Below are 23,763 nucleotides of genomic sequence, written 5' to 3'. Positions count from 1 at the left end.
ACTCCATCCACGGCCCATGCCGTCAGGAGTCAAAGACATGAGTATTGTGAAAAAGCTCATCGAGCACATCAGACAAAAAGGACTGCGCGCCACCTTCAAAAAAGCATGGAAGCATTACGTGTTCTCCCACGAAGAACTGCTGTGGATGGAGCGCGACCTGGTCAGCCCGGTACCACCGCATAAACTCAAGCCCTACCCGCCACTGCGCGTGGTCACTATCACCCCGGAGAACGCCGGGGCCTTCACCCGCTACTTCGGCGACCACGTGGAGACCATGGCCGAACTGGCCCGCGAGGGTCACACCGGGCAGATGCACCTGGACGACAAGGGTGACGCGGTGGCGTTCATCTGGGGCGCCGCACGCAATTACCACGACCGGCATTACTACGGCTGCTGGTTCCCGGTGAAGGCAGGCGAGTTCTTCGAGTTCGGTGGCGAACTGACCCGGGCCTACTGGGGCACAAAACTGTCGATGGACCTGCAAACGGAGCTGTGGAAAGCCATGCACGCCCAAGGCTGCAACAAAGTGGTGGATGTGTGTGAGTGGCACAACATCGCGGCACTCAAGCTGCACATACGCACGGGGTATCAGGAACAGGGACGGATCATGAACGTGTACGAATTGTTTGGTCGCTGGCGCTTCTATCGTGAAACCCGCTACACCGGCTCGCGCCTGGATGCCTTGCGCAAACCGGAACGCTCACCTGTTCCTGCGTCGGTGACCTGACCTATGACAATGCGTTTTGAATGGCGCACTTCACTGTGCGCAGCAGACTTCCCCGCAGCGGCTTACGAAGCGCTGCGCCTGCATGTGACGGACCACACGCCATTCAACGCGCTGGCCTGGATGTCTGCGTCGGAACAGGCGCTGACGGCCGACGAACGCTTGCATGTTCTGCTCGGCTGGCAGGGTGATGAACTGCTGTTGTGTCTGCCGTTGGTGGCGTCCGTCGAGCGTTTCGGCGGGCTGCCGTTTCGGGTGCTGCATCACCTGGGGTATCCGCTGACCGACCGCCTCGCGTTGCTCGCCTGCCTGGACGCCGACAACATCCGCAAGGCGCTGATCGAGATCCGCCGCAAGCTCCCCCATGCCCTGCTGCAACTCAACGAACTGTCCGAACCTGCCGGCGAAGAAAGCGCCCTGACGGTCTGGATGGCTCACAGTTCGACCGGCGAGCGACGCTTGAGCTGTCGAGTGCCGGTGCACCTGATCAGTGAGGCTGACCACCAGGAAATCTCCGGCGATCCGCGTTACAAACTGCGTCGTGCGCGCAAACGCATCGCGGCCTGTGGTGCCCAAATCCGCCGGATCACTCCCGACGCGTCGACCATGGGGCCGTTGTTGCAGGCCATCAGCGAAGTCGAAGCGGTGAGCTGGAAAGGTGACGAAGGCGTCGGGATTTTTTCCGATGAGCGCCACCGACAATGGATGGACCGCGCCTTCACCGCCCTCGCCGCTCAGGGGCTGGTGCGGGTGGTGGTGCTGGAACTGGACGGGCGCTGCATCAGCTATCGACTCGGGTTGCTGGAACAGGGCCGGCTGTACGATTACAACCTGGCGTTCCTGCCGCAATATGCCGATCTGGGCAGCGGCCGCGTGCTGCTCGAAGAATGGATTCGCTGGGGTCTGGACGACCACTGGCGCTGGATCGATGCCTCGCGCGTCAGTCTGGAAAACTCCAGCCATCAACTCCATGAGCGCATGACCGGGCAACTGGAACACTGGCGCTGGAGTTTCTATTCCTGGCGCCCCAGCGGCCTTGCGCTGGGGCTGGCCCTGCGAACCTGGCAGCGGCTCAAACCCTGGCTACAAAAATGGCGGGCCAAGCGTGCGGCGGCAGCCGTTGCTCCCACGCCTGTCACGCAAGCCGCTGTGCCCATCGAAAAAATCATGGAGGGCAAACATGCCTCGCCAAGTCATAGTCAACGCTGACGATTTCGGCCTCAGCCCGAACGAAAACGCGGTCATCCTGGGCGCCTTCCAGGCCGGGCTCATCAGCTCCGCCACCGCCATGGCCAACATGCCGGCGTTCGAAGCGGCGTGCGTCATGGCCCGGCACCCGCTGCTCGAGGGGCGGATCGGGCTGCACTTCAACCTCACCTATGGACGGCCGTTGAGTCAGAGCATTCTCGGGCGCACAAACTTCTGTGACAGCGCAGGCGTCTTCGACCTCAACCTGCCCCGCCACCGCCTCTGGCTCGGCCGCCGGGACCGTGACGCAGTGCTGGAGGAGCTCGAAGCCCAGTGGCAACGCTGCCTCGACAACGGCATGCGCCCCAGCCATCTGGATTCCCATCAGCACGTGCACAACATCTGGCCCATCGGCGAGATCGTGGCCCGCTTCGCCGCCCACCAAGGGGTGGCCGTGCGGCTGGCGCGCAACCTGGGGCAAAACCTGAGCCTGCCCAAGCGGGTTTTCAAGGAATTGCTCAATCGTCGTTTGCGCAGCCTGGCCGGCATCACCGCCGATTATGTCTGCACCCCGGTGGACCTGCGCGACCTCGATGTACCGACCGACGGTGTGCTGGAAATCGTCGCCCATCCGACCCAGCTCGGCGCCGATTTCGGCGACGCCTATTTGCCCCCCGATGAGTCGCTGACAAGCGTGCTAGAGAGGCGCCTTCAGGGTGTGCCGCGTATTTCCTACGGGGTTGTCAGCCAGGATAGGCAGACCGGTGCAGCGGCACTCGAATAAGTTACATAAGTTGCAACACATTCAGAACTGGCGCTTTGACATGAATTTGAAACCTTGATCTATACCCATCAAAAGCGTCCCCACCACACCCTGGCCTTGGCTAAGGAGAGCGTCATGAACATCATCGACAAACTGCGCGAACGAATCAAACAAAAAGGCCTGGGCCGCACGTTCAGCACACTGTGGAAACGCTACGTGTTCTTCCACTGGGAACTGTTGTGGATGGAACGCGACCTGGTCAGCCCGGTGCCGCCGCACAAGCTGCGTCCCTATTCGGGCGTGCGCCAGGTGACCATTACACCGGAAAACGCCATAGCGTTCGCCAAGCACTTCGGCGATCGCGTCGACACCATGGCCGAACTCGCCGCCGAAGGTCACACCGGGCACATGTACCTGGACGACGAAGGACATGCCATCGCGTTCATCTGGGGCAGCACCCGCGACTACCATGACCGTCACTATTACGGCTGCTGGTTCCCGGTCAAGCCCGGTGAGTTCTTCGAGTTCGGCGGCGAAATGACCCGAGCCTATTTCGGCACCAGCCTGTCGGTGGATGTTCAGGTCGCGCTCTGGGAGGCCATGGCCGCCCAAGGTTGCAACAAAGTGGTCGACGTCTGCGAGACCCACAACATCCCGGCGCTGAAACTGCACATCCGCATGGGCTACCACGAACAGGGCCGCGTCACCCACGTCTATGGCCTGTTCGGACGCTGGCGCTTCTACCGCGAAAGCCGCTACACCGGCTCGCGCCTGGAGCCACTGCGCAAACCGGGCCGGCCGGTGGTGACGGGGGCGGCGAACGCTTGAGTACTGACTGAGAGATCGAGTCGCTGCCATCGCGAGTAGGCTCGCTCCCACAGGAGATCTCCAGCGCACACAGGCGTTGTGTTCGATGACGATCAAATGTGGGAGCGGGCCTGCTTGCGAAGGGGCCAGTGGAAACAACACAAATTTCAGTCGAAAACTCAGCGCTTCCCCGCCACCAAGGTGAAGCACAACGGCAACTGCGCCGTCTGCTGCTGATAGCGGTCATAGAGTTCCTCGCGGTTGGAATGCGCGTACTCCTTGAAGTGGCTGATCTGCAATCCCGCGTCGATAGCGCCGGTGAAGATCGCGCCGAGGGTGTGGACGAACCAGTACGATGGCGCAGCCGGTTGTTCGACCTTGCCTTCGTAGACGATCGGTTCGTTTTGTACAAAAGGCTCGCGGCGAAAGTACGCGCTGTCCAGGCGAAAGGGATCGGCTGACTCGGGGTCGAACATTTCCAGGAAGGGGTGGGTTTCATACACCAGCAACGCACCGCCGGGCCTGAGGGTTTGGGCGACGTGGTGGAAGAATTCGCCGATGTCCGGCATCCAGTTCAACACGCCGATGGTGATCAGGGCCACGTCGAAACGGCCATGAAGCTCACGTGGCAGATGATGAATGTCGGCCTCGATGAATTCGGGTTCATGGGGTGAACGGGACGCCAGGTCTCGCGCCTGATCGAGAAACGCCTCGGACTGGTCGATGCCCACCACGCTGCAGGCACCCAGCGCAAACAGCGAAAGGCATTCACGACCGTTGTTGCAGCCCAGCTGCACCACGTCCTTGCCGTCGACACCCACCTGCTCCAGCAAACCGCTCAGGGTCTCATCCAGGCAGGAAAAATCGCCATGAGCGACCGCCGTCAGACGCGCCTGCCATTCAGGGGTGTCCTTGTGGTGTCGGGCGGAGTCGTTCCACGCATCGCGGTTGCTGGCGATGGCTTTTTCTTTTGTCGGCACTTCCATTGCGCACTCCAGAACTCGGGTCTTGATTGACCGGCACGAGTCTAGATCAGCGTTCTGGAAAAACCCATTTGGCGCGTGTTGGAAACTTGTAATCCGGGCTCGCGAACGCAGCCCCGTATGGCAGCTATAGTTAATGACCTTGGGGACACGCGGGAAAACCGATTTCGCAGGTGCTGCCATGAAACAAACCGAGCTGACGCTGTTGTTCGCCCTCTGCCTGACCCTCACCACCGGCGCTCACGCGGACGAGAGCCTGACACCCACGTCCGAGTACAGCAGTGAGTTCAACTATTACGGGGAGGACCAACCCTTCGCCCACCCTGTCCCTCCGTCCCTGAGCACGGTTCCGCCGCGCTCGTACATCCCGACACCGCCTCTGGATTTCATCCCGATTGCCAGCCAGCACGAGTTCTCGGACTCAAGATTGCCGACCGTCGCGGATGCCACCGTTCGGGTGTTCATCCGTTCCTACGATGCGGAACGCGGCGTCTACGTGAACGAAGAAGTCATCGACCCCACCTGCCTGCTGGCATGCCTCAGTCGCCAGAGTCAGTCGAATGCCGTCTACCATTGACGTTTGTCCGGGCGTGCGAGGCCGAGTTTTTCGATCCGGTAACGCAGCATGTCGCGGCTCAGGCCCAGCAACCGTGCAGACTTGGTGACGTTCCAGTCGGTCTTGTCGAGCATCTTGCGCACCATGTCGCGCTCCACTTCCGGCAGGTTCATGGACTCGGTGCCGTTGTAGACTGGACGCGGCTCGCTGTGTTGGGGTTCCTGCTGAAACACCAGCGGCTCATCCACCAGGCTCAGGCAGACGTTCAACTGGTGGGCGGCGATGGTGTCGGTCTGGGCCAGCAGCACGGTTTGCTCCAGCATGTTGCGCAATTCGCGCACGTTGCCCGGCCAGCTGTAGCTGAGCAGCAACTCTTCGGCCTGATTGCTGAAATGCAGGTGCGGTTTGCCATAGCGCTTGCCGTGGATTGCCAGGAAATGTCGCGCCAGCAGCAGGATATCAGCGCCTCGGGCATACAGGCGCGGCACCTTGATCGAGATGATCCGTAAACGGAAGAACAGGTCGCGGCGGAACTTGCCCTGCTGGACCATCTGTTCGAGGTTGCAGTTGGTGGCGCTGATCACCCGCAAATCGACTTTGCGTTCCTTCACCGAGCCAACCCGGCGAATGGTCCGGTCCTCCAGCAACTTCAGCAGTTTGGCTTGCAGCAGCAGGTCCATTTCACCGACTTCATCAAGAAACAGCGTCCCGCCATCGGCCGCTTCCACCAGGCCCACGCGACGGTCCTTGGCATCGGTGAACGCGCCCTTCTCGTGGCCGAACAGTTCCGACTCCACCAGGTTGGAAGGAATCGATGCGCAGTTGAATTCAATGAACGGACCCTTGGCGCGCGGACCGTCAAAGTGCAGCGCCCGGGCCACCAATTCCTTGCCGGTGCCGGTCTCGCCTTCAACGAGTACGGGCGGCAGATCGGTGTTGGCCATCCGCCGCTCGGCGTCGAGCAACTGACCGATGGTGTTTTTCAGATAGAGCATGGGCGCCGATTCGCCGATCAATGCCTGCACGCCTGACTTCTGTGCTTCGCGCTCCTGATAGAACGACAGTGTGCGTTCCATCCGGTCAGTGGCCAGGGCCTTGTCCAGCAGCAGCTTGAGTTCCGGCAGCGCCACCGGTTTGGTGACGTAATGGAACGCGCCCTCTTTCATCGCCACCACGGCGTCTTCGACGTTGCCGTAGCCGGTCATCATGATCACTTTCAGATCCGGCGCGCTGATGCGCAGCTTCTGGATCAAGTCGTGGCCGCTCATGCCCGGCAGCGAGTTATCGGTCAGCACCACATCAGGAACGAAAGTGCCCAATTGCTCCAGTGCATCCTCAGCCGAGTGGCAGACTGTCACCTCGAAGTCCTTGCGCTCCAGGTAGGTCTGAATATTCTCGGCAAGGAGTTCATCATCCTCGACCAGCAGTATGCTGTGCTCCATATTCCCCTCCCGTTGCCACTATAAAGTTGAGACTGACGCGGGTTCCTTCCTGCTCCTGGCTGGTCAGTACGACCGAACCTTCGAAGCGCTCCATTATTCGTTTGACCAGGGCCAGGCCCACGCCCAACCCGCCTTGTTTGGTGGTGAAAAACGGCTTGAAGACCATTTGTTGTTGCTGCTTGGTCATGCCCTTGCCGGTATCGCTCAGGGTCATGCACAACTGGCCGCAACTCGACGATTCGATATCGATGCTCAGCACGCCGCCCTTGGACATCGCTTCCAGGGCATTGGCAAACAGGCTATTAAGAATCTGCGTGAGCAGCACCTGTTGGCTGACGACTGGCGGACAGGTCTGAGGCGTGAAGCGCACCTCGACGTTGCACCGTTTGATCAGCGGCTCGAAGGCACTCAGGGTGTCGTCGATGGCCAGCACCAGGTCCACCGCTTCATAGTTGTCATTCATCGGCCGCAGCGATACCAGCAATTCACGGACCCAGCGCGACATGCGATCGACCTGGCTGATGATGTCGCCGATATTCTTCTGCGCACTCTGGCTGGCGATCTCCTGGGCCAGTTCGGCACTGGAGCGAATATTCGCCAACGGATTGCGCAGGCTGTGAGCCACCGCCGAGGACATTTCCCCCAGTGCCACGAACGTCTCATTGGCAATCAGCTGTTTCTGCTGGCTCTGCAGCAACATCGCCGCGCGCCGGACAATCCAGAACAGCCCCAGGTAGATGACCGCCCCGCCGAGCACGGTCGCCAGCCAGATCGACTTGAAGCCTCGCTGGATGCGTTCCACCAGGTCAGCCGGCTCCTTGTAGATTTCCACCATGGCGATCACTTTGCTTTTGTCGGCATTGAACATCGGGATGTAGTTCTCGATGAACAAGTACTTGGGTTCGCGCAGCAACATCTGCTCGGGACGTTCCTCGTCGACCTTGTGGTAGCTGGTGGACACCGGTTCCTTCATGTCAAAGGATTCGTCCAGTTCCGCATCGCCTTCAATGCGCACGCCAATCAATTCCGGGTTGGTCGACCAGACCACGGTGCGGTCCAGCGCGTACACCGTGGCCAACAGAATGTCCGGCAGATGTTCCACATGATCGAGGAACTCGATGCGCGCGGATGCACGGGTGGCCGGTTCCACATCGGGATAGGCATTGTCCTCGCGCGGGTCGAGCATTTCGCCCATGGTTCTGTTCGAGGAAATCGAAGCGTGGCGGATTTCGCCTTCGCCAATGGCCTGGACGAACTGCGCGGTCAGCATGGAATCGCGCTCGATGCTCTCGGTGACCACAAAGCGCGTGGAAATGTAGCCGAGGCCCAACGCCACCACGGCGATGATGAAAAAACTGCCCAGGGAAAACCAGCGAAGCAGATTGAACTGTCCGCGCCAGCCCTTGCCTTCTGCTGCCGGTGTATCCGGCGCAGGTACTTTTTGTTGTTCTAGTATCTGCATGGGATTGTCCTGGTGGATTGCATCAAACCTTTAGCCTGGCAAGCCTTCTCAGCCGTTGTCATCGATCAGTGTAGGTCGCATTGTTCGCGACAGTTCGACCAATGATAGTATTTAGCCGCTATTGCACCCGCGCCGCCTGCAACGGTTGCTGACGATCGGTTTCTTCCTGCAAAAAATCCACGATGGACTGCGCCGCGTTCTCATCCAGGCGCAGGTTCGGCATCGGGATCTTGTCAAAGCGCTCAAACAATTCCATCGCAATCGGGTCCTTTTCCGCGAGCATGCGGTCCGGCTCGCGGATCCAGCGGCTGAGCCAGGCCGGATCACGCTGACGGGTCACACCGATCAGGTCCGGGCCGATGCTGCGCATGCCGATGCCCTGCCCGTCCAGCGGCCCGAGGCTGTGGCACGAGGCACACCGGGTGCGAAACAGTTCTTCGCCATTGCTCGGCGGGCGGATCTCGGGCGCATTGGCGTAGCTTTCTTCAACACTGGGTTGCTTCCAGTTCTGCAAGGTATTGGCCAACTGATCGGCCAGGATCCACGGGTTCTCGAAGGGCGAGGCTTTCATCCAGCGACCCGTGGCCTGGTTGCCGACGATCAGGCTCAGGTTGTGGTCTTTGTTGCGCCCGTTGTCGACACCTTCGATGAACAGTCCGAGTTTGTGCCGCAGTTCAGTGACGTCGGCGAATTCGCCGGTGAGAAACAGCCATCCCGGCCCGACCTTGAAGCGTTGCGAGTAGGCCTTGAGCACGTCGGGTGTATCGCTCAAGGGATCGATGCTGATGGAGTAGAAAAAGATGTCCTGCCCGACCCGCTCGCCCAACAGTTTTTGCACCTGACGCAGGCGCGCGGTTTCCAGCGGGCAGGAGTCGCTGCACGAAGTAAATATGAAGTTGATCACGACCACCTTGTCCTTGATCAAGTCATCGAAGAAACGCACCTGCCGACCGTCCTGGTCGGTCAGCAGGATATTGGGAAAATAATCGCCGCCCCAGGGAGTCGCCGACGCCGAAACCGGCGCCGCCACCTCGTGAGCCACCAGCACCCGGATGCCCAGCAGACAGGTGACCAGCAGCAAAATCAGGTGCATGCCCAGGGCGCGGGAGCGCGGCGTATGCAGGGTCATGTCGGCTCCCTCCCTTTTCATTTTTTCACCGTCACTTGTGGGCCCAGGCCATCGCCCGTGCGGAAGGTTGGCAGCGCGGCGGAATTGACGTAGCGCACGCCGTCCCAGCTCGGCAACGGTGTCGGCATCAACTGGAATTGCCCGGGCTTCTCGATGTCCCAGCGCAGCAACATGGAGTTGTCTTCATGCTGAGTGTTGTGACAGTGCTCCATGTACGTGCCGGCGAACTCGCGGAAGTTGATCGCCATCTCGACACTGTCCAGGCCATCGTCTTCCGAACCGATGCGGTACACGTCCTTGCGTGCCCATTTTTCCCATTCCGGTGGCGCCTTGCCGCCGCGGCTGAGGATGATCCCCTCCTCGAAGTGCACATGCACCGGGTGGCTCCAGCCCTTGCCGCCCGCCTTGATGTTCCACACTTCCAGGGTGCCGAAACCGGCGACACCGGCATCGGTGGGACCGCTGGCCAACTGGGTCGATGCGTTCAAGCGACGCGGGTCCATGTGGAAACCGAAACCGCCATCGGTCTTGACGGTCCAGGGCGCCTCATCGGTGCCATCGGAACGCCCGAAGGTGAAGGTGCGGTGACGGGCCTTGGCCAGCAGCGCCTTGTCGGCAACGTTGTCGCGATGAATTTTCAGCGGGATCATCACCAGGCCTTCGGCCTTGCCGGGTTTGGCTGGTTCATAGGCGGCGGGGTCCATGGCCAGGTCCTGACCGGTGTAAGGCTTGACGTTGAGTTGCAGGATTTTGCCCACCACCGGGTCGCCCTTGTCCCACTGCGGTCCTTTACTGGTTTGCTTGAGCACCGCCAGGTATTTTTCCGAGAGCACATCCGCCAGCGCCACGGGTTCTTTGGGCCCCTTGCCGTCGTCATGCACCAGCAGGTTGACCACGAACACCTTGTCCCCGGGCTTGATCCCGTTTTTCGCGAAGTTGACGATGATGTCGAAGCGCTCGGCGATGCCCTGGGTGGGCAGGATCGCGTTGTGATTCTTTTTATCGCCGTCGGCATCGAGGTCCATGGTGCCGTCGAACGGCACGCTGTGTTCCATGATGTTGCCGTCGTTGGCAATCATGTGGAACGGCACGCGGCTATAAGACACACCGGAGTTTTTCGGTCCGGGGAACTCGCCGCTGTTGCCCTTGATCTCGCGCACCAGTGCCAGTTTGAAATAACGCGACACCGAGCCGTTGAGAATGCGGAAACGGTAGCTACGGGCGCGCACGTCCAGGGTCGGTTTCCACTGCCAGTTCACCAACACCTGATCACCGATAAAGCCATCAGTGTTGAACGGGTTGAACCACAGCTGACCGCCCTGATCCCAGGCCTTATCGGCGATCACCAGGTTGACGTCGTAGTCGCGGTTGCCCCAGGGCAAGGCGCTGCCGCTGGGGAAACGCAGGTTGACGCCATCGTTCACCGACTCGTTGCCGCGGTCCAGGGCGCTGTAGTAGTTCATCATCGCCGCGTTGCCCTTGTAGACGTTCTGCGCGGTGAAATCGAGCATGTGGTCGTGGAACCAGTGGGTGCTCATGGTTTCGCGCCAGTCGCCGCGGATCTTGATGGTGCCGTGGTCGCAGGTCTTGCGGCCGGGGTTCATGTCGTTGACCCAGAGGGTTTCCCCCGGCGAGCAAGGAAATGCCGCACGCGGGTCTTCAGCGCGAGTGTTGATGCTGTCGTAGCCCGCCAGCTGGATCGGCCAGCGATAGTCGTAATACTGCCCCGGGAAGAAAAACGCGTTGGCATAACCGTCGCTTTCCGCCGGTGCGTGACCGTTGTGTTCGTGGGTGCTGATGGTGTGCAAACCAAAGCCCTGGTTGGCGGACGGGTCGATGGGCAAGCCGTTGTAATGGCGCATCAGCACCGGCTGACCATAACGCACCATCAGCAATTTGGGCGGCAAGGTGCCGTCGAAGGTCCAGACCGAGTTGTGGTTCTGCACCGGCATGTTCGGGTGGAAGCGCGCATCGACGCCCTTGGCGGTGCCATCGGTCAGCGGTACGCCAGCGGTGTTGTGATAGAGGCCACCGGGGCCGAACTCACCCAGTGCATAGCCATGCATCTGCCGACTGTCGCGCAGGCCGCCGTTGGTTCGAGCACCGGTCTGCACGGTTTTGTAGGCCGCTTGCGGATAGAACTCGTTCCAGCGCTGATGGGACCAGCCCTTTCCTGGCGGGCGGCCTTCAGCGGACGAACCGATATGGCGATTGAGGAAATACTCGATCTGCGCCTGCCACGGGTTGCGGTCGACCACGTTGGAGAACTGACTCGGGAACGGCGTCAGCCCCGGTTGGCGCAAGAAGGCATCGAGGGCCGCACTCGGTGGCGCGCTGCGGGCCGCACTGGTGGGGTCCTGCTGGGGCGCCGGGCCAATGGCCGCCGGTGGAAAACCCAAGGGTGCCGCCGGTGTGGTGGGGTCGAGTTTTTCCGGGCCGAACTCTTCGAACAGCACCAGTTGCTGAGTGAACGGCTGAGCGCCGAACAGCGGGCTGGGCTTGCCGTTGGTGGGGTAGTTGAAACTGGTCTGCACCGCCGGCGGCAGGATGTTCTCCTTGCGCGGAGTGTCTCGGCTGCCTTTGACCCCATCGGGTAAATCGAAGGAATCTTCGTTGGCCTCCGGCAGGGTCAGGATGGCATTCAGGGCCGCCGGCTTGTCTGCCGGTTCGTCGTAATACGCCGAGGGGTCGGACGGTTCGGGCTGTCGTTCGTCGTCGATGGGGCTGGCGCGAACGCTCGCCGTGCCCAGCGTCATCGTCAGCAGGACGCTCAAGGGCGTCAGGAGGCCAAACCACTTGAAGGGGTAACGCGCTTTACTGTCCATCACCAGCCGCCTCGAAGTCATGAAGGGGGTAGTGGTGGTTTTGCAAGGACCTCGCCAGACTTGTAACAACTTTATACAAAAGTATTAATACCAAATAAAACAATGGCTTATCGACATAATTGCGCCATGACCGAAAAAACCGGGTGGGGCATGACACCCGCTAACGGGGAAAGTTCACACCCGTTTTCAGGGAACCCGTTTGAACGACAGGCGGACACACGTGCCCTCACCCTCACGACTGTCCAGGGTCACCGAACCGCCACAACGCTCCATGGTCCGCTTGACCAGCACCAGCCCGACGCCGAGCCCGCCTTGCTTGGTGGTGAAAAACGGCCGGAACGCCATGTTGCGCTGTTCTTCGTTCATGCCTTTGCCGGTGTCGCTCAACACCACACAAACGCCTTGGCCATCGGTCGATTCCAGCGCGATGCTCAGCGTGCCACCCTTGTCCATGGCTTCCAGCGCGTTGGCCAGCAAACTGTTGAGGATCTGCGTCAGTTGCACGTGCTGGCTCAGGACCATTGGTGTCTCTTTCGGCTCGAATACCACGTCAATCCCGCCCTTGGCGATCTGTTGCTCGAAGGCCATGAGGCTGTCGTGCAACGCCGCCACCAGATTCACTGGCTCGGCCTCGTCGTTGAGCGGGCGCAACGATTGCAACAGCTCCCTCACCCACTTCGACATGCGATCGACCTGCCCGATAATGTCGTTGATGTTCTTGTGGGCCGCTCCGCTGTCGAATTCCAGGGCCAGCTCGGCGCTGGAACGAATGGTCGCCAACGGGTTGCGCAAACTGTGGGCCACCGCCGACGACATCTCGCCCAGGGCGACAAAGGTTTCGTTGGTGATCAGTTGCTTTTGTTGCGCCGCCAGCAGAATCGCCGCCCGCCGCACGATCCAGTACAGCCCCAGATAAATCAGGCCACCGCCCAAGGCAGTCGCCAGCCAGATCAGGACCAGACCTCGCTCCATGCGACTGATCAGGTCCTTGGGTTCCTTGTAGATCTCGACCATCGCCGTGACGTGGTCGCCGTCGGCATCGAACAGCGGAATGTAGTTTTCGATGAAGATGAAGTCCGGCGGCGTGACGAACTTCTGCTCCATGCGGGTCTTGTCGACGTTGTGATAACTGGCCGACACCGGAATCTTGGAGGCGAACGCCTGGTCCAGATCTTCGTCGGAATGGATCGTCGTACCCATCAAGGCTGGATTGGTCGACCAGATCACCATGCGGTCGGGGGCATAGATGTTGGCCAGGATCACGTCCGGCAAATGCTCGATATGGTCGAGGAATTCACCACGGGCACTGGCGCGGGCCAGCGGGTCGACCTCGGGAAAGTCCCTGTCCTTGCGCGGGTCCAGTAACTCACCCATGGTCCGCACATTGGGAATCGACACGTGGCGCACCTCGGCCGAGGCAATCGCCTGGATGAACTGGGACGTCAACAACGCATCGCGCTGCACGCTTTCGGTAATCACGAACCGTGTGGACACTGCCCCCAGCGCCACCGCCACGGTGCCGATCACCGCCATGCTGATGAGCGAAAACCAGCGCAGCAGATTGAACGGCTGCCTGCGCGAGCTCAGGCGCACATCGCCCTCCTCGGTGTGGAGCGTTTGTGTAGGCATGTTCATGGACGTTCTTCCCGACGATTCCCCTATAGGTTTATAGCCCACTCAGGGCCGTTTGCCCGACCTTGGGTCTCGTTTCCCTCTCCTTCCCCGGTATCCCCACCTACCCCCAATGCTGGGGACAGTGGCCCGTTCGCTTGAACGTCGGTCTGACGGCGTTTGTGTGTGACATGCCGGTGCCTAGGGCCTCTCAAGGACGTTTTCGCCGGTTGGTATGGAAGTTGCCGAACCTCTCTCAACTGACCCATCCCTACGGGGCAGGTACTCTGATAGAGGGAATACTCATGCACCCTTTACTGTCCAAAACCGCGACCGCACTGGTCGTGACCGCACTGGCCCAAGGTGTCGCACAGGCAGCGCTGTTTGCTGTCGACCCTGGACCTTACCTGCCCGCCAACGGTGGTTTCGCTTCCTGGTATCAGGACTCCCACGGTCGAACCCTCGACCTGTGCCTGTCAAAGGCGGTCAGTTCCAGGGTCCCCAGTACGCCCGGTGCGCCGTCCTACATGTGCCTTTTGAATCCGACTCCCGGCGTTTTCGACGACACTCAGCCGATCGTTTTCCCGACCAACTTTCCCGATGAATCGTTCTGGTTTACCGGCGACGGATCCATCGTCGATGCGACACGGGGCATCGACCTGACCTATGTCAGCGCCGTCGAAGCAGCCTTCGCCGCTGAAGATCCGGTCGAAGGCGACCAGGTCAGTTTTGGCCGTATCCGTATTCGGGTCGACGTGCCCACCGCTGGCACCTATGTCATCACCCACCCCTACGGCGTCGATGTCTTCAACGTCGATACCCCCGGGCGCCGCGCGATCAACATGACCCGTGACATTGGTATCGGCTCGCCGAAAACCTACGACGGCGCACTTAAAAGTGACCTCGGCCCCTTCCTGCGCAGCATCAACGGCCCCTACACCGAGACCAACCCGGTCACCGGTTCCGCCGATCGATTCGTGGGTGATCCAAACCTCGAAGAGGCCTTCACTGGCAGCCCTTTCAATACCAACTACATCCGCATTGAAGGACCTAACGGGCTGGACTTGCGCACGACGGTGATGGCCATCTCCGGCAAGCTCTCGACGGTGGTTCGACCCACCCCGATTATTGCCGAACGCAGCACTTACTCGCGCAAGGCCGGCAGCAGCGCGCCGGTGGCCCAGCAGGATGTTTTCGTCCTGGCTCCACCACCACCGGCCACCGTGACCCTGGACAGCAACAGCCCGGTGCTGAACCTGACCGAGGCCAACACCACCGGCCACTGGTATGCCCAGTCAGCGACCAACCCGACGTTACCGAGCAGCTTGCTGGTGACAGCCGACAATCATCTGGCCATCCCGAGCAGCACGCCCACCTCCTTGCCCATGCCGCTGACCGACCTGGTGGTGATTTCACGGGCCGAGTACAGCCTGAGCAGCGGGCAAATCACCGTAGTCGCGTCTACCAGCGATGAAACATCGCCACCGGTACTCACCGTCACCTCCGGCACGGGTGTCGCCATCGGCGCCCTCAGTGGCAACGGCGCAGAGAAATCCCTGTCGACCGGCATCTCGCCGATTCCACCGGCCAAGGTTCGGGTGACGTCATCCAATGGCGGCAGCGATACCGAAGAAGTGGTCATCGTGCAATGAACGCTCTCATGCCCAGATCCGCATCAGGAGGCATCATGAACAAGTGGCCACGCTTCGCGCTCAACGCGCTCGGGCTGACTCTCTCGCTGTCCGGCAGTGCGTTCGCGCAACTCGCCGCCGTCGATACCGGCCCCTACACCTTTGCCACGGGGAAATTCCCCATGTGGTATCAGGACAGCAATTTGCTGTCGCTGGAACTGTGCCAGTCGCGGGCTACCAGCTCGCGCGCACCGGGTGCTCCTGGCGCGCCCTCCTACATGTGCATCCTGAATCCGGAACCTGGCGTCTTCGACGACACCCAGCCGATGGTGTTTCCGGATAACTGGCCACCGGAAGCGTTCTGGTTTCTCGCCGAAACCAGCATCAACGATGTCGGAGGCTATGGCGTGGATGCCTACGTGGCCGGGATCGAAGCGGCATTCGCCTCGGAAAACCCTGTCGACGGCGATCAGGCAAGCTTCGCGCGGATTCGTCTGCGGGTGAACATACCTGTCGCGGGGACCTACACCATCACCCACCCGTATGGCGTGGAAACGGTCAACGTCACCACCCCGGGCCGTCGTGCGATCAACATCACCCGTGACATCGGCATCGGCGCACCAGGCAACTTCTCGGGTGCACTCAACGGCGAGGTCGGGCCATTCCTGCGCAGCGTCAACGGCCCGTACACCGAAGTGAATCCGGACACCGGCGCCATCGAGACTTTCGTAGGTGATCCGAACCTCACCGAAGCGGTCACCGGCAGCCCGTCCAACAACAACTTCTTGCGCATCCAGGGGCCGGCCGGGACCATCCAGACCAACCTGTTCACTGTGTCCGGCAAAGTCCTCGATAACCGCGCGCAAACGCCTGTGGAAATCGGCCGGGCCACTTACCGCCGCACCTCTACAGGTCCGGGCACGAGCAGTACCCGGGTAGAAGTCTTTGGCAAATCAACCAACAGTTCGAGCCTGTGCTTCCGCGAAACCGTGGCCCTGGTTGCCGGACCACCGCAGACGCCCTGCCTGATCACCCTGCTCGGCGACAACACCGGCCAGTTCTTCGGCCATCGTCTGACCGGCAGCACCGTTCCTTCGGTGGTGGTGGTCACCGCTACCGACCCGAGCGGCACCAGCCGGCCAACGGCGGTATCGAGCAAAGTCACCGACGTGGTGAAAATCCAGACAGCACGCTACAACTGGAGCAATCACAGCCTCCTGATCGAAGCCACTTCGTCTGACGAAGTGCAGGTGCCGGACATGGTCGCGCAGGGCTACGGACGGCTGTCGAAAACCGGCACCTTGCAGCGCCTTACCGTTGCCGATCTGACTCAGCCACCGGCCAGCGTCACCATCAAATCCGCCGCTGGCGGCAACGATACCGAGCCCGTCGTAGTGGTCGGTGCTGCACCGGAAATCGGCGAGAACCAGCCACCGCTGGCCGTGGCCGACAGCGGCAGCACCAGCTTCGGTGTGCCGATCACCCTCAACCTGCTGACCAACGACAGCGACCCGGACGGCAACACGCCACTGAGCATCACCGCGTTGACCCAACCGGCCGCAGGCCAGGGCACCGTGGCATTGAGCGGGGCGGCAGCGGTGATCTACACCCCGCCAGCCGTGGTCAATGCACCGCTGACCACGACCTTCACCTACAAGGCTCAAGACGTCAAAGGCCTGGCCTCGACCGCTGCGGCGACCGTGACCATCACCGTGGCGCCTAACCAGTCTCCGGTGGCTGTCGTCGACAGCATCGCGACCCTGGGTGTGGCGGTTCCGATCAACGTGCTGGCCAACGATACCGATCCGGAAGGCAACGTGCCGTTGGCCGTCGCCAGCCTGACCCAGCCTGCGGCAGGTCGCGGCGCCGTGAGCACCGACGGCACGGTGATTACCTACACGCCACCGGCCACGGTCACCACGGCCTTCACCACGACCTTCACCTACGTCGCCCGGGACAGCTTCGGCGCCCTGTCGGCACCGGCCACGGTCACGGTGCAAGTCTCGCCAAGGCCGGCTGCGGAAACCTTCGCAGTCACCGCCGCCACCGTGACGGCCCGTTCCAACAACCGCTTCAACTGGGACTTCACGGGCACCTCATCGGTGACCACCGGCAACACCATCACCATCCAGGTCACCACGCCGACCGGGCTGGTAACCCTGGGCACCACCACGGTGCCGGTGACCGGTCGCTGGCGGCTGACGGTGAACAACAGCACCACGGTGATTCCGTCGGCGAACCCGACCGCGACCATCCGCTCGTCCCAGGGCACCGTGCGCACGGTGTCGGTGATCTCGAACTGAGCCTTAGCCCCACTGGCCCGAAACAGGGTCAGTGGGGCGGGTCTCTACCCACAGGACAACGCCATGAAAACGCCGACCGCCGCCCTGCTCTGCCTGCTTCTGCTCTGCAGCAGTGCGGGCGTGCGCGCCGACGATTTGATGGAGAACGACGACCTGGCCCCCGGCGCGGACCTCGGCGAGTTGCCACCGCCGATTGGCCAGCAAGCGCTGATCGACCAGAACGGCCAGGCCAACATGGCGCTGTTGCAACAGAACGGCCAGTCGCTGCTCGGCACCATCGTCCAGTCGGGAAGCAATCAGGAAGCCTACATCCTGCAACAAGGCAGCTACCTGATGGCAATGATCACTCAGCAAGGTTCCGGCAACGCCGCTTCGATCACGCAGGACGGCAGCCACAACCGCGCGCAGATTTCCCAGAACGGCAACAACAACGACGCCAGCATCGACCAGGCCGGCACGGGGCTTTCAAGCGCCGTGACCCAGTCGGGAAACGGCATGAGCGTTTCGGTCAAACAATATCGCTAAAGCACTGCACCACTTGGAGGTTTCATCATGTTCAAACTGACGCCACTTACCGCCGCCATCCTGGTCATTGTCAGTGCCCAGGCGATGGCCGACGACAGCGTGTCCACCCAGAACCAGGTCGGTACCGCCAACATCGCTGATGTGAAGCAGAGTTCGGCCCCTTTCAGTACCGCCACCCAACAGCAACTCGGCCAGGGCAACGACGCGGCCGCGGTGCAGGACACGGCGACCAGCACCATCGAGCAGAACCAGCTCGGCGACTACAACGCCGGGTACGCCGAGCAGTTGTTCGAAGACAACAGCACCATCACCCAGCAACAAGTCGGCAGCTTCAACACCAGCCATGCCAGCCAGTCGATCGGCGTAGGCGGCAACGAAGCGCTGCAACAACAGCAAGGCACCGGTAACTTCTCGTTCATCTATCAGGACAGTCAGGAAGGCAGCAGCGGTCAAACCTTCCAGTTCGGTGACAGCAACGAGGCCAATATCGAACAGATCCAGCTGGGCATCGGCAACAACGCGACGGTCATCCAATACGGCACCGCCAACTACGGCACTGCCGAACAGTTCGGCCACATGGCCGGCCAGATCAACATCAACCAGGCGGGCACCAGCAACTACGCCTATGGCGACCAGAGCTTCGGTGACGGCGGAACCGTGACCATCAACCAGTTCGGCGACTTCAACGGCACCGAAGTCTGGCAAGACTCCCAACTCGCCAGCGAGGCCACCGTCAACCAGTACGGCATGACCAACGAAACCGTGGTCGACCAGAGCTTCGGCGAAAACAACGTGGCCCAGGTGCTGCAAGTCGGCGACCTCAACGCGATCTACGCCGACCAGTTCGAATCCATGGGCTCGACCCTGGCGCTGTACCAACAAGGCACCGGCAACGTGCACTTTACCTATCAGACCGGCGACAGCCATGTGCTCAACGCCACGTCAGTGGGTAACGACAACAAGGTCTACGCCAGCAACTGGAAAGGCCCGCAAGCGGGTGGCCAGTTCGGTAGCAACCAACGCGCAACCATCACCCAGGTCGGCACGGCCAACATCGCGAGCTTCACCCAGGATGGGGTCGGCCACATCATGACCACCCACCAGACCGGTACCGGCAACAAGACCACCGTCAGCCAGGCCGAGAACTACAACGAGTTGTACTTCGACCAGAACGGCAGCGACAACATCCTCATCGCCGACCAGCGCGGCACCACCAACCTGGCCCAGGGCAGCAGCAACGGCACTGCCAACACCACCGAGTTCAACCAGTCCGGCACCGGCAACGAGGCCTACACCACGCAGTGGGGCAGCGACAACCAGATCATGGTCAAACAGGCTGACACCATGAACGTGGCGTATGTGACCCAGGGCGGCAGCGGCAACATTGCCAGTGTGGATCAGAGTGGCGTGACGCAAATGGCGACTGTTCAGCAGTTGGGTACGGATAACCGGGCGACGGTGTTGCAGCAGTAATCGTGGGCGCAAAAAAACCGCGGCCCTGGGTCGCGGTTTTTTTATGGGTTTGGCCTGTGTGAGATCGGTTGGTTGTGAGGCCGTCATCGCGAGCAGGCTCGCTCCCACAGTGGATTGTGTCTGGACATGGATTTTGTGTACGACGCCAATCCCATGTGGGAGCGAGCCTGCTCGCGATGAACGATAACGCGATCCACCCTGACGAACTCATGTGGCGAGGGAGCTTGCTCCCTCGCCACAGTGGTTCACGCCTACTCCTGCGGATCAATGTTATCCAGCGCCCGGTTCACCGCCAGCTCACCCCGCATGATGATCTGCTGAAGCGCCAGCATCATGTTGCGATGGGGGCCTTCCAGAAACCCTGCAAAATCACTCGCCATCACACTCGCCGAGGCCAAGGATTCACAGGCGTGGGCCAGCAGGGTGTCGATGTCGGGGGCGATGATGAAGATCGTGCTGGGCTTGCGGTCAGGGGTGTCTTTATGGGGATTGAGGTAATGATCGAGGGCGCGGTCGGCGGCTTCGTGGAGTTTTTTTGAGTCGATGGACGCGTAGGGGGAAACGTCGTCGGTTTCCGGAGGGGTGGGTGTTGCCTTGAACATAGTGAAACTCCGTCTACGAGTTGAAGCTGCTCCATTCGGTACCAAGCGAATGGGTGGCAGCTGTACGCAGGTTGGAACCCGGGGCAAACGGAAAACCCGGCCGGACCGAAGTCCGCCCGCGCACAGCCGCCATAACGGCGTGCACACATTAAAGGTGCGCAAGCATACGTTATGAAGGGCGCTTTTGCGCCGTTTACACCTCGGGGTTCCACGCCCGGACGCTGAATTGGCAGCGACGTTCAGAGGCTAGACGCCGCGCTTCCGACGGACAACCTTAAAAACCTGTCGGATATTTCCATGATTTTCTTCTCCTGATGATCATTCCCACGCGCCCGTGTGGGAACGATCCTTCGAATACAGCCAAGAGAGATTGCTCGGCTGTCAGGCCGTCTTCGCGAGCAGGCTCGCTCCCACATTTTGATCCGGGGACATCTGTGAGAAATTGGTCGGCTGTCAGGCCGCCATCGCAGCGATGCGACGACCCGACAAGCCAGCTCCCACAGTTTGATCCAGGGACATCTGTGAAAAATTGGTCGGCTGTCAGGCCGCCATGGCAGCGATGCGGCGACCCGACAAGCCAGCTCCCACAGTTTGATCCAGGTACATCTGTGAGAAATTGGTCGGCTGTCAGGCCGCCATCGCAGCGATGCGGCGACCCGACAAGCCAGCTCCCACAGTTTGATCCAGGTACATCTGTGAGAAATTGGTCGGCTGTCAGGCCGCCATCGCAGCGATGCGGCGACCCGACAAGCCAGCTCCCACAGTTTGATCCAGGTACATCTGTGAGAAATTGGTCGGCTGTCAGGCCGCCTTCGCGAGCAGGCTCGCTCCCACAATGGATCGGCGTCCCCCACCAAACAATGAGGTCGAGCGTTAGCTCGCCTGCTTTTGATCTTGATCTGCCCGCCCCTTCGGGAGGCTGAGTGGAGGTGTTCATCCGGGGATTGGCGCGTAGCGCCGTTCGACGCAGTCGAACACGCTGCATGTAGGTCGTCGCGATATAGGTGATCTGTTCCTTTCTTCCATACTGATGCTGCACGAAATCAAGGAAGGAACATGCACCTGTGGCCTACGAATAGCGTCGCGAAACACTCGATGATTACGGCTTCACCTTCGAGACCACAGGTGCGCTTGCGCCCTCTAACGAACTCTCAGGGAAAGCCACGCACGGCTCTCTATATCGCCTTCGCTGGACGCAAGCATGCATGTCCCTGCATCTACTTTAGCGTCTGTGGAGGCTTTCCATGCAAACGCTCCTGGATCAAGAATTCACTGCTTATATCGGAATTGATTGGGCTGATACCAAGCACGACATTTGCCTGCAAATCGCTGGCGAGACTCAGCGGCATTTCGATGTCATTGAACACAAGCCAGAATCGATTGATCGCTGGGCCAAGACTCTGCATCAGCGTTTTGGAGGAAAGATCGCGATAGGCGTGGAGTTGAACAAAGGGCCGTTGGTTGCAGCGCTTCAAAAATACGAGTTTTTTTGTGTGTTTCCGATCAATCCGAGCACCTTGGCTAAACACCGCAAAACCTTCGTCCACAGTGGCGCCAAGGACGACCCTACGGATGCTCAATGGGCACTTGAGCTGCTGCTCAACCACCCGAAATGGTTTCCCCAACTTATTCGCCAAAGCTCAGCGATGCGTTCACTCGCAAGCTTGACCGAACATCGTCGAGGGCTGGTGGGTGACCGAGTCAAAATCAGCAATCGCATCGTCTGCACGCTCAAACAGTACTATCCATTGATGCTCGATCTGTTCCATGACCATGACACGCTGGTGTTTTGTGATTTCCTAGCGCACTGGCCAACCTTTGAAAAACTTAAACATGCTCGGCAAACCAGCATTTTGAAGTTTCTCAACGAGCACAATGTCCGCCGGGCTCAGCTCAATCAGGCACGTTTGGATCTGATCGCCAAGGCCATGCCGCTAACCGAAGACCCAGGAGTAATTCGGCCCTCAGAGCTGTATGTTCTAACCCAGGTAGTGCAGTTGAAGGGGATCATAAAGTCGATCAAACAATTTGATAGCCAGATCGAAAAAACCGCCAATAGCTTGGCTGACTACAGCCTTTTCAAGACTTTACCCGGCGCAGGCCCCCAACTTGCTCCACGTCTCATGGTGGCTTTTGGGGAGCAACGTGATCGCTTCAAGGATGCGAATAGCGTGCAGAGATATGTCGGAATCGCTCCAGTAACAGAACGCAGTGGCAAGAAGAAAGTTGTTCATTGGCGTTATCGATGCGCGACGTTTCTGCGCCAAACATTTGTGGAATGGGCTGTGCATAGCGTCCATCAATCGACCTGGGCAAAGGCTTATTATCAGCAGCAGAGGGCTAAAGGTTGCTCATACCCGGCAGCCATCAGAGCATTGGCATTCAAGTGGATCAGGATCGTTTATCGGTGTTGGAAGAACAGTACGCCGTATGACGAAACAACCTATTTAACGGCTCTAGCCCAGCGAGGCTCTTCCCTCCTAAACGTAGTGGGGACGGCAAAACCGTGTTGACGGAAAGCCTCAGGGCGTGAAGCAGACCGGAGGGCAGTGTCCCCGGATGGATACCGGAACGAAGGAACGCCGAGCCTTAGCGAGGGGCCGGACGCTTGGGGCGAGCGTTTTTTGCTTCCTTTTTTAGGCGCTTGTAAAAAAGGGAGTCGCCGTAAGGGCGAAACCATAAGCGGCCGTTACCGCAGGAATGGATATGTACTCAGTCAACAAAATATAGGTCGGCTACCAGGCCGCCTCGCGAGCAGGCTCGCTCCCACAGTTTGGACCGGGTACATCTGCGGGAGATTGGTCGGCTATCAGGCCGCCAAGATCCGCAAAAGAAACCGGTCAGCCCGAAGGCCAACCCGGCTCACTCCTCCTCACCCTCAGGAACAACCTTGTTCTGGGTCAGATAACGGTCAAGCGTCTCACTGCTCTGAGGTGAATTATCCCCGGCCACCGCCCACAACCGCCGCTCAATCCCCTGCGCCAGCAAATGCCCCACCGCCGACTCGATCGCCGACAACACGCACAACTGCGCCGGCTCGTTCGTGGTGTAGCCGACCTCAGCCTCGAGCAACTTCTTGAACTCGATAAACTTGAACACCCCGGCACTGCGGCCCACGGAGTAAATCGTCTTGCTGGTCATCACATTCGCCAACACCTGCCCACTGCGCACATCCACCGCACGCAGATTCACCGTAACCTGATCCACGCGATACTCCCGGGAAATGTCGATGCCCAGGTAGCGCGCCCCTTCTCCGCCGCTGCGCACATTGGTGTCGTACGCAATGATCCCGCCCTCGAGCATCATATTCGCCGCTTGCAACGGCGGCAGTTCGCCCTGGATGTTCACCGGCGTATTCGGTTTTTTCTGCGAAGCGCGGATGATCTTGCGCTCGGTCAGCAGGTTCTGCAGCCCTTCCCGTTCCAGCACCACAAACCAGCCACTGGCCTGCAACGCATCCATCAACATGCTCGCCGCGCCCTGGGTCACGCTGGTGGAAAACGAACTGGCCGGCGTCGGTTTGTACTGACCGGTCTGGTCCCGAAAACCGTACACCACCGCCATCAACCGGCCCTTGGGTCGTGGCATGTTCAACAAGTCGTAATAGGTCGAAGCCCTGGGGGTCAGCGTCGGGGTTTCGGTGTCCTGCTCGGCCCCGACAGGGTCGCGCAGACTGCACCCTTGTAAAGCCGCCAGCATCAGCCCTAGCACAATTATTTTTTTCATGTCCTTTACTCCC

At 60.3% G+C, this 23,763-nt stretch carries 18 protein-coding genes; 10 read left to right on the top strand and 8 right to left on the bottom strand.

Annotated features, from left to right (window positions below; translation table 11 throughout):
* Positions 1-37: 37 nt before the first annotated feature.
* The 4 genes from ACYZUD_RS03255 to ACYZUD_RS03240 all read left to right on the top strand — a co-directional run bounded on the left by ACYZUD_RS03255 (position 38) and on the right by ACYZUD_RS03240 (position 3,503).
* On the top strand, positions 38-727 hold the full coding sequence (locus ACYZUD_RS03255; RefSeq protein ID WP_462022582.1) for an N-acetyltransferase: 690 nt from the start codon (positions 38-40) through the stop codon (positions 725-727).
* A gap of 3 nt (positions 728-730) precedes the next feature.
* Complete coding sequence (locus ACYZUD_RS03250; protein WP_462022581.1) at positions 731-1,933, top strand: GNAT family N-acetyltransferase; 1,203 nt, start codon at positions 731-733, stop codon at positions 1,931-1,933.
* Complete coding sequence (locus tag ACYZUD_RS03245) at positions 1,905-2,696, top strand: carbohydrate deacetylase (protein WP_462022580.1); 792 nt, start codon at positions 1,905-1,907, stop codon at positions 2,694-2,696. The genes ACYZUD_RS03250 and ACYZUD_RS03245 overlap by 29 nt, the downstream gene beginning before the upstream one ends.
* A 114-nt stretch (positions 2,697-2,810) precedes the next feature.
* Entirely contained in the window at positions 2,811-3,503 is a 693-nt protein-coding gene (locus ACYZUD_RS03240; protein ID WP_462022579.1) for a GNAT family N-acetyltransferase, read from the top strand.
* 158 nt (positions 3,504-3,661) lie between these two features.
* On the opposite strand, the gene ACYZUD_RS03235 is transcribed toward ACYZUD_RS03240, so the two are convergent.
* Positions 3,662-4,468, bottom strand: coding sequence for a class I SAM-dependent methyltransferase (locus ACYZUD_RS03235; protein WP_462022578.1), 807 nt, complete (start codon positions 4,466-4,468; stop codon positions 3,662-3,664).
* A gap of 178 nt (positions 4,469-4,646) precedes the next feature.
* Here ACYZUD_RS03235 and ACYZUD_RS03230 point away from each other — a divergent pair, with 178 nt between their 5' ends.
* Positions 4,647-5,042 carry a hypothetical protein gene (locus tag ACYZUD_RS03230; RefSeq protein ID WP_462022577.1) on the top strand — a complete coding sequence of 132 codons (396 nt, stop codon included), beginning with the start codon at positions 4,647-4,649 and terminating at the stop codon, positions 5,040-5,042.
* On the opposite strand, the gene ACYZUD_RS03225 is transcribed toward ACYZUD_RS03230, so the two are convergent.
* From ACYZUD_RS03225 to ACYZUD_RS03205, 5 genes are all read right to left on the bottom strand, one after another.
* Positions 5,033-6,463 (bottom strand): sigma-54-dependent transcriptional regulator, encoded by a 1,431-nt coding sequence (locus tag ACYZUD_RS03225; RefSeq protein WP_462022576.1) that lies wholly within the window; start codon positions 6,461-6,463, stop codon positions 5,033-5,035. The two genes, ACYZUD_RS03230 and ACYZUD_RS03225, sit on opposite strands and share 10 nt — an antisense overlap.
* Positions 6,432-7,925, bottom strand: coding sequence for a sensor histidine kinase (locus ACYZUD_RS03220; RefSeq protein WP_462022575.1), 1,494 nt, complete (start codon positions 7,923-7,925; stop codon positions 6,432-6,434). Before ACYZUD_RS03220 ends, ACYZUD_RS03225 begins: the two co-directional genes overlap by 32 nt.
* Before the next feature lie 118 nt (positions 7,926-8,043).
* Positions 8,044-9,054: an SCO family protein gene (locus tag ACYZUD_RS03215; protein WP_462022574.1), complete on the bottom strand. Its 1,011-nt coding sequence runs from the start codon at positions 9,052-9,054 to the stop codon at positions 8,044-8,046.
* Positions 9,055-9,071: 17 nt separating this feature from the next.
* Positions 9,072-11,879, bottom strand: coding sequence for a multicopper oxidase domain-containing protein (locus tag ACYZUD_RS03210; protein ID WP_462022573.1), 2,808 nt, complete (start codon positions 11,877-11,879; stop codon positions 9,072-9,074).
* A 186-nt stretch (positions 11,880-12,065) separates the two neighbouring features.
* Positions 12,066-13,514, bottom strand: a complete 1,449-nt coding sequence (locus ACYZUD_RS03205; RefSeq protein WP_462022572.1) for a sensor histidine kinase — start codon at positions 13,512-13,514, stop codon at positions 12,066-12,068.
* A 281-nt stretch (positions 13,515-13,795) separates the two neighbouring features.
* Here ACYZUD_RS03205 and ACYZUD_RS03200 point away from each other — a divergent pair, with 281 nt between their 5' ends.
* The 4 genes from ACYZUD_RS03200 to ACYZUD_RS03185 all read left to right on the top strand — a co-directional run bounded on the left by ACYZUD_RS03200 (position 13,796) and on the right by ACYZUD_RS03185 (position 19,422).
* A complete protein-coding gene (locus ACYZUD_RS03200) occupies positions 13,796-15,142 on the top strand; it encodes a hypothetical protein (protein WP_462022571.1) in 1,347 nt (448 codons plus the stop codon).
* 35 nt (positions 15,143-15,177) lie between these two features.
* On the top strand, positions 15,178-17,424 hold the full coding sequence (locus tag ACYZUD_RS03195) for an Ig-like domain-containing protein (RefSeq protein WP_462022570.1): 2,247 nt from the start codon (positions 15,178-15,180) through the stop codon (positions 17,422-17,424).
* Between the two features lie 63 nt (positions 17,425-17,487).
* Positions 17,488-17,949: a curlin gene (locus ACYZUD_RS03190; RefSeq protein WP_462022569.1), complete on the top strand. Its 462-nt coding sequence runs from the start codon at positions 17,488-17,490 to the stop codon at positions 17,947-17,949.
* Between the two features lie 27 nt (positions 17,950-17,976).
* Positions 17,977-19,422 (top strand): curlin, encoded by a 1,446-nt coding sequence (locus tag ACYZUD_RS03185; protein WP_462022568.1) that lies wholly within the window; start codon positions 17,977-17,979, stop codon positions 19,420-19,422.
* A 251-nt stretch (positions 19,423-19,673) separates the two neighbouring features.
* Here the strand turns inward: ACYZUD_RS03185 and ACYZUD_RS03180 are convergent, their stop codons facing one another.
* Complete coding sequence (locus tag ACYZUD_RS03180) at positions 19,674-20,024, bottom strand: DUF6124 family protein (RefSeq protein WP_462022567.1); 351 nt, start codon at positions 20,022-20,024, stop codon at positions 19,674-19,676.
* Between the two features lie 1,244 nt (positions 20,025-21,268).
* On the opposite strand from ACYZUD_RS03180, the gene ACYZUD_RS03175 reads away from it, so the two are divergent.
* A complete protein-coding gene (locus ACYZUD_RS03175) occupies positions 21,269-22,537 on the top strand; it encodes an IS110 family RNA-guided transposase (RefSeq protein WP_462021435.1) in 1,269 nt (422 codons plus the stop codon).
* 349 nt (positions 22,538-22,886) lie between these two features.
* Here the strand turns inward: ACYZUD_RS03175 and ACYZUD_RS03170 are convergent, their stop codons facing one another.
* Positions 22,887-23,750, bottom strand: coding sequence for a CsgG/HfaB family protein (locus ACYZUD_RS03170; protein ID WP_462022566.1), 864 nt, complete (start codon positions 23,748-23,750; stop codon positions 22,887-22,889).
* Positions 23,751-23,763 lie beyond the last annotated feature (13 nt).

Source organism: Pseudomonas sp. XS1P51 (genome assembly GCF_054897845.1).
This window is presented reverse-complemented; position numbering and strand designations above follow the sequence as displayed.

Coding starts and splice junctions, on each gene's coding strand:
- ACYZUD_RS03235 (WP_462022578.1), bottom strand. CDS start 4,468: ATGGAAGTGCCGACAAAAGAAAAAGCCATCGCCAGCAACCGCGATGCG.
- ACYZUD_RS03205 (WP_462022572.1), bottom strand. CDS start 13,514: ATGAACATGCCTACACAAACGCTCCACACCGAGGAGGGCGATGTGCGC.
- ACYZUD_RS03210 (WP_462022573.1), bottom strand. CDS start 11,879: ATGGACAGTAAAGCGCGTTACCCCTTCAAGTGGTTTGGCCTCCTGACG.
- ACYZUD_RS03245 (WP_462022580.1), top strand. CDS start 1,905: ATGCCTCGCCAAGTCATAGTCAACGCTGACGATTTCGGCCTCAGCCCG.
- ACYZUD_RS03185 (WP_462022568.1), top strand. CDS start 17,977: ATGTTCAAACTGACGCCACTTACCGCCGCCATCCTGGTCATTGTCAGT.
- ACYZUD_RS03180 (WP_462022567.1), bottom strand. CDS start 20,024: ATGTTCAAGGCAACACCCACCCCTCCGGAAACCGACGACGTTTCCCCC.
- ACYZUD_RS03215 (WP_462022574.1), bottom strand. CDS start 9,054: ATGACCCTGCATACGCCGCGCTCCCGCGCCCTGGGCATGCACCTGATT.
- ACYZUD_RS03200 (WP_462022571.1), top strand. CDS start 13,796: ATGCACCCTTTACTGTCCAAAACCGCGACCGCACTGGTCGTGACCGCA.
- ACYZUD_RS03240 (WP_462022579.1), top strand. CDS start 2,811: ATGAACATCATCGACAAACTGCGCGAACGAATCAAACAAAAAGGCCTG.
- ACYZUD_RS03230 (WP_462022577.1), top strand. CDS start 4,647: ATGAAACAAACCGAGCTGACGCTGTTGTTCGCCCTCTGCCTGACCCTC.
- ACYZUD_RS03170 (WP_462022566.1), bottom strand. CDS start 23,750: ATGAAAAAAATAATTGTGCTAGGGCTGATGCTGGCGGCTTTACAAGGG.
- ACYZUD_RS03225 (WP_462022576.1), bottom strand. CDS start 6,463: ATGGAGCACAGCATACTGCTGGTCGAGGATGATGAACTCCTTGCCGAG.
- ACYZUD_RS03190 (WP_462022569.1), top strand. CDS start 17,488: ATGAAAACGCCGACCGCCGCCCTGCTCTGCCTGCTTCTGCTCTGCAGC.
- ACYZUD_RS03255 (WP_462022582.1), top strand. CDS start 38: ATGAGTATTGTGAAAAAGCTCATCGAGCACATCAGACAAAAAGGACTG.
- ACYZUD_RS03175 (WP_462021435.1), top strand. CDS start 21,269: ATGCAAACGCTCCTGGATCAAGAATTCACTGCTTATATCGGAATTGAT.
- ACYZUD_RS03195 (WP_462022570.1), top strand. CDS start 15,178: ATGAACAAGTGGCCACGCTTCGCGCTCAACGCGCTCGGGCTGACTCTC.
- ACYZUD_RS03250 (WP_462022581.1), top strand. CDS start 731: ATGACAATGCGTTTTGAATGGCGCACTTCACTGTGCGCAGCAGACTTC.
- ACYZUD_RS03220 (WP_462022575.1), bottom strand. CDS start 7,925: ATGCAGATACTAGAACAACAAAAAGTACCTGCGCCGGATACACCGGCA.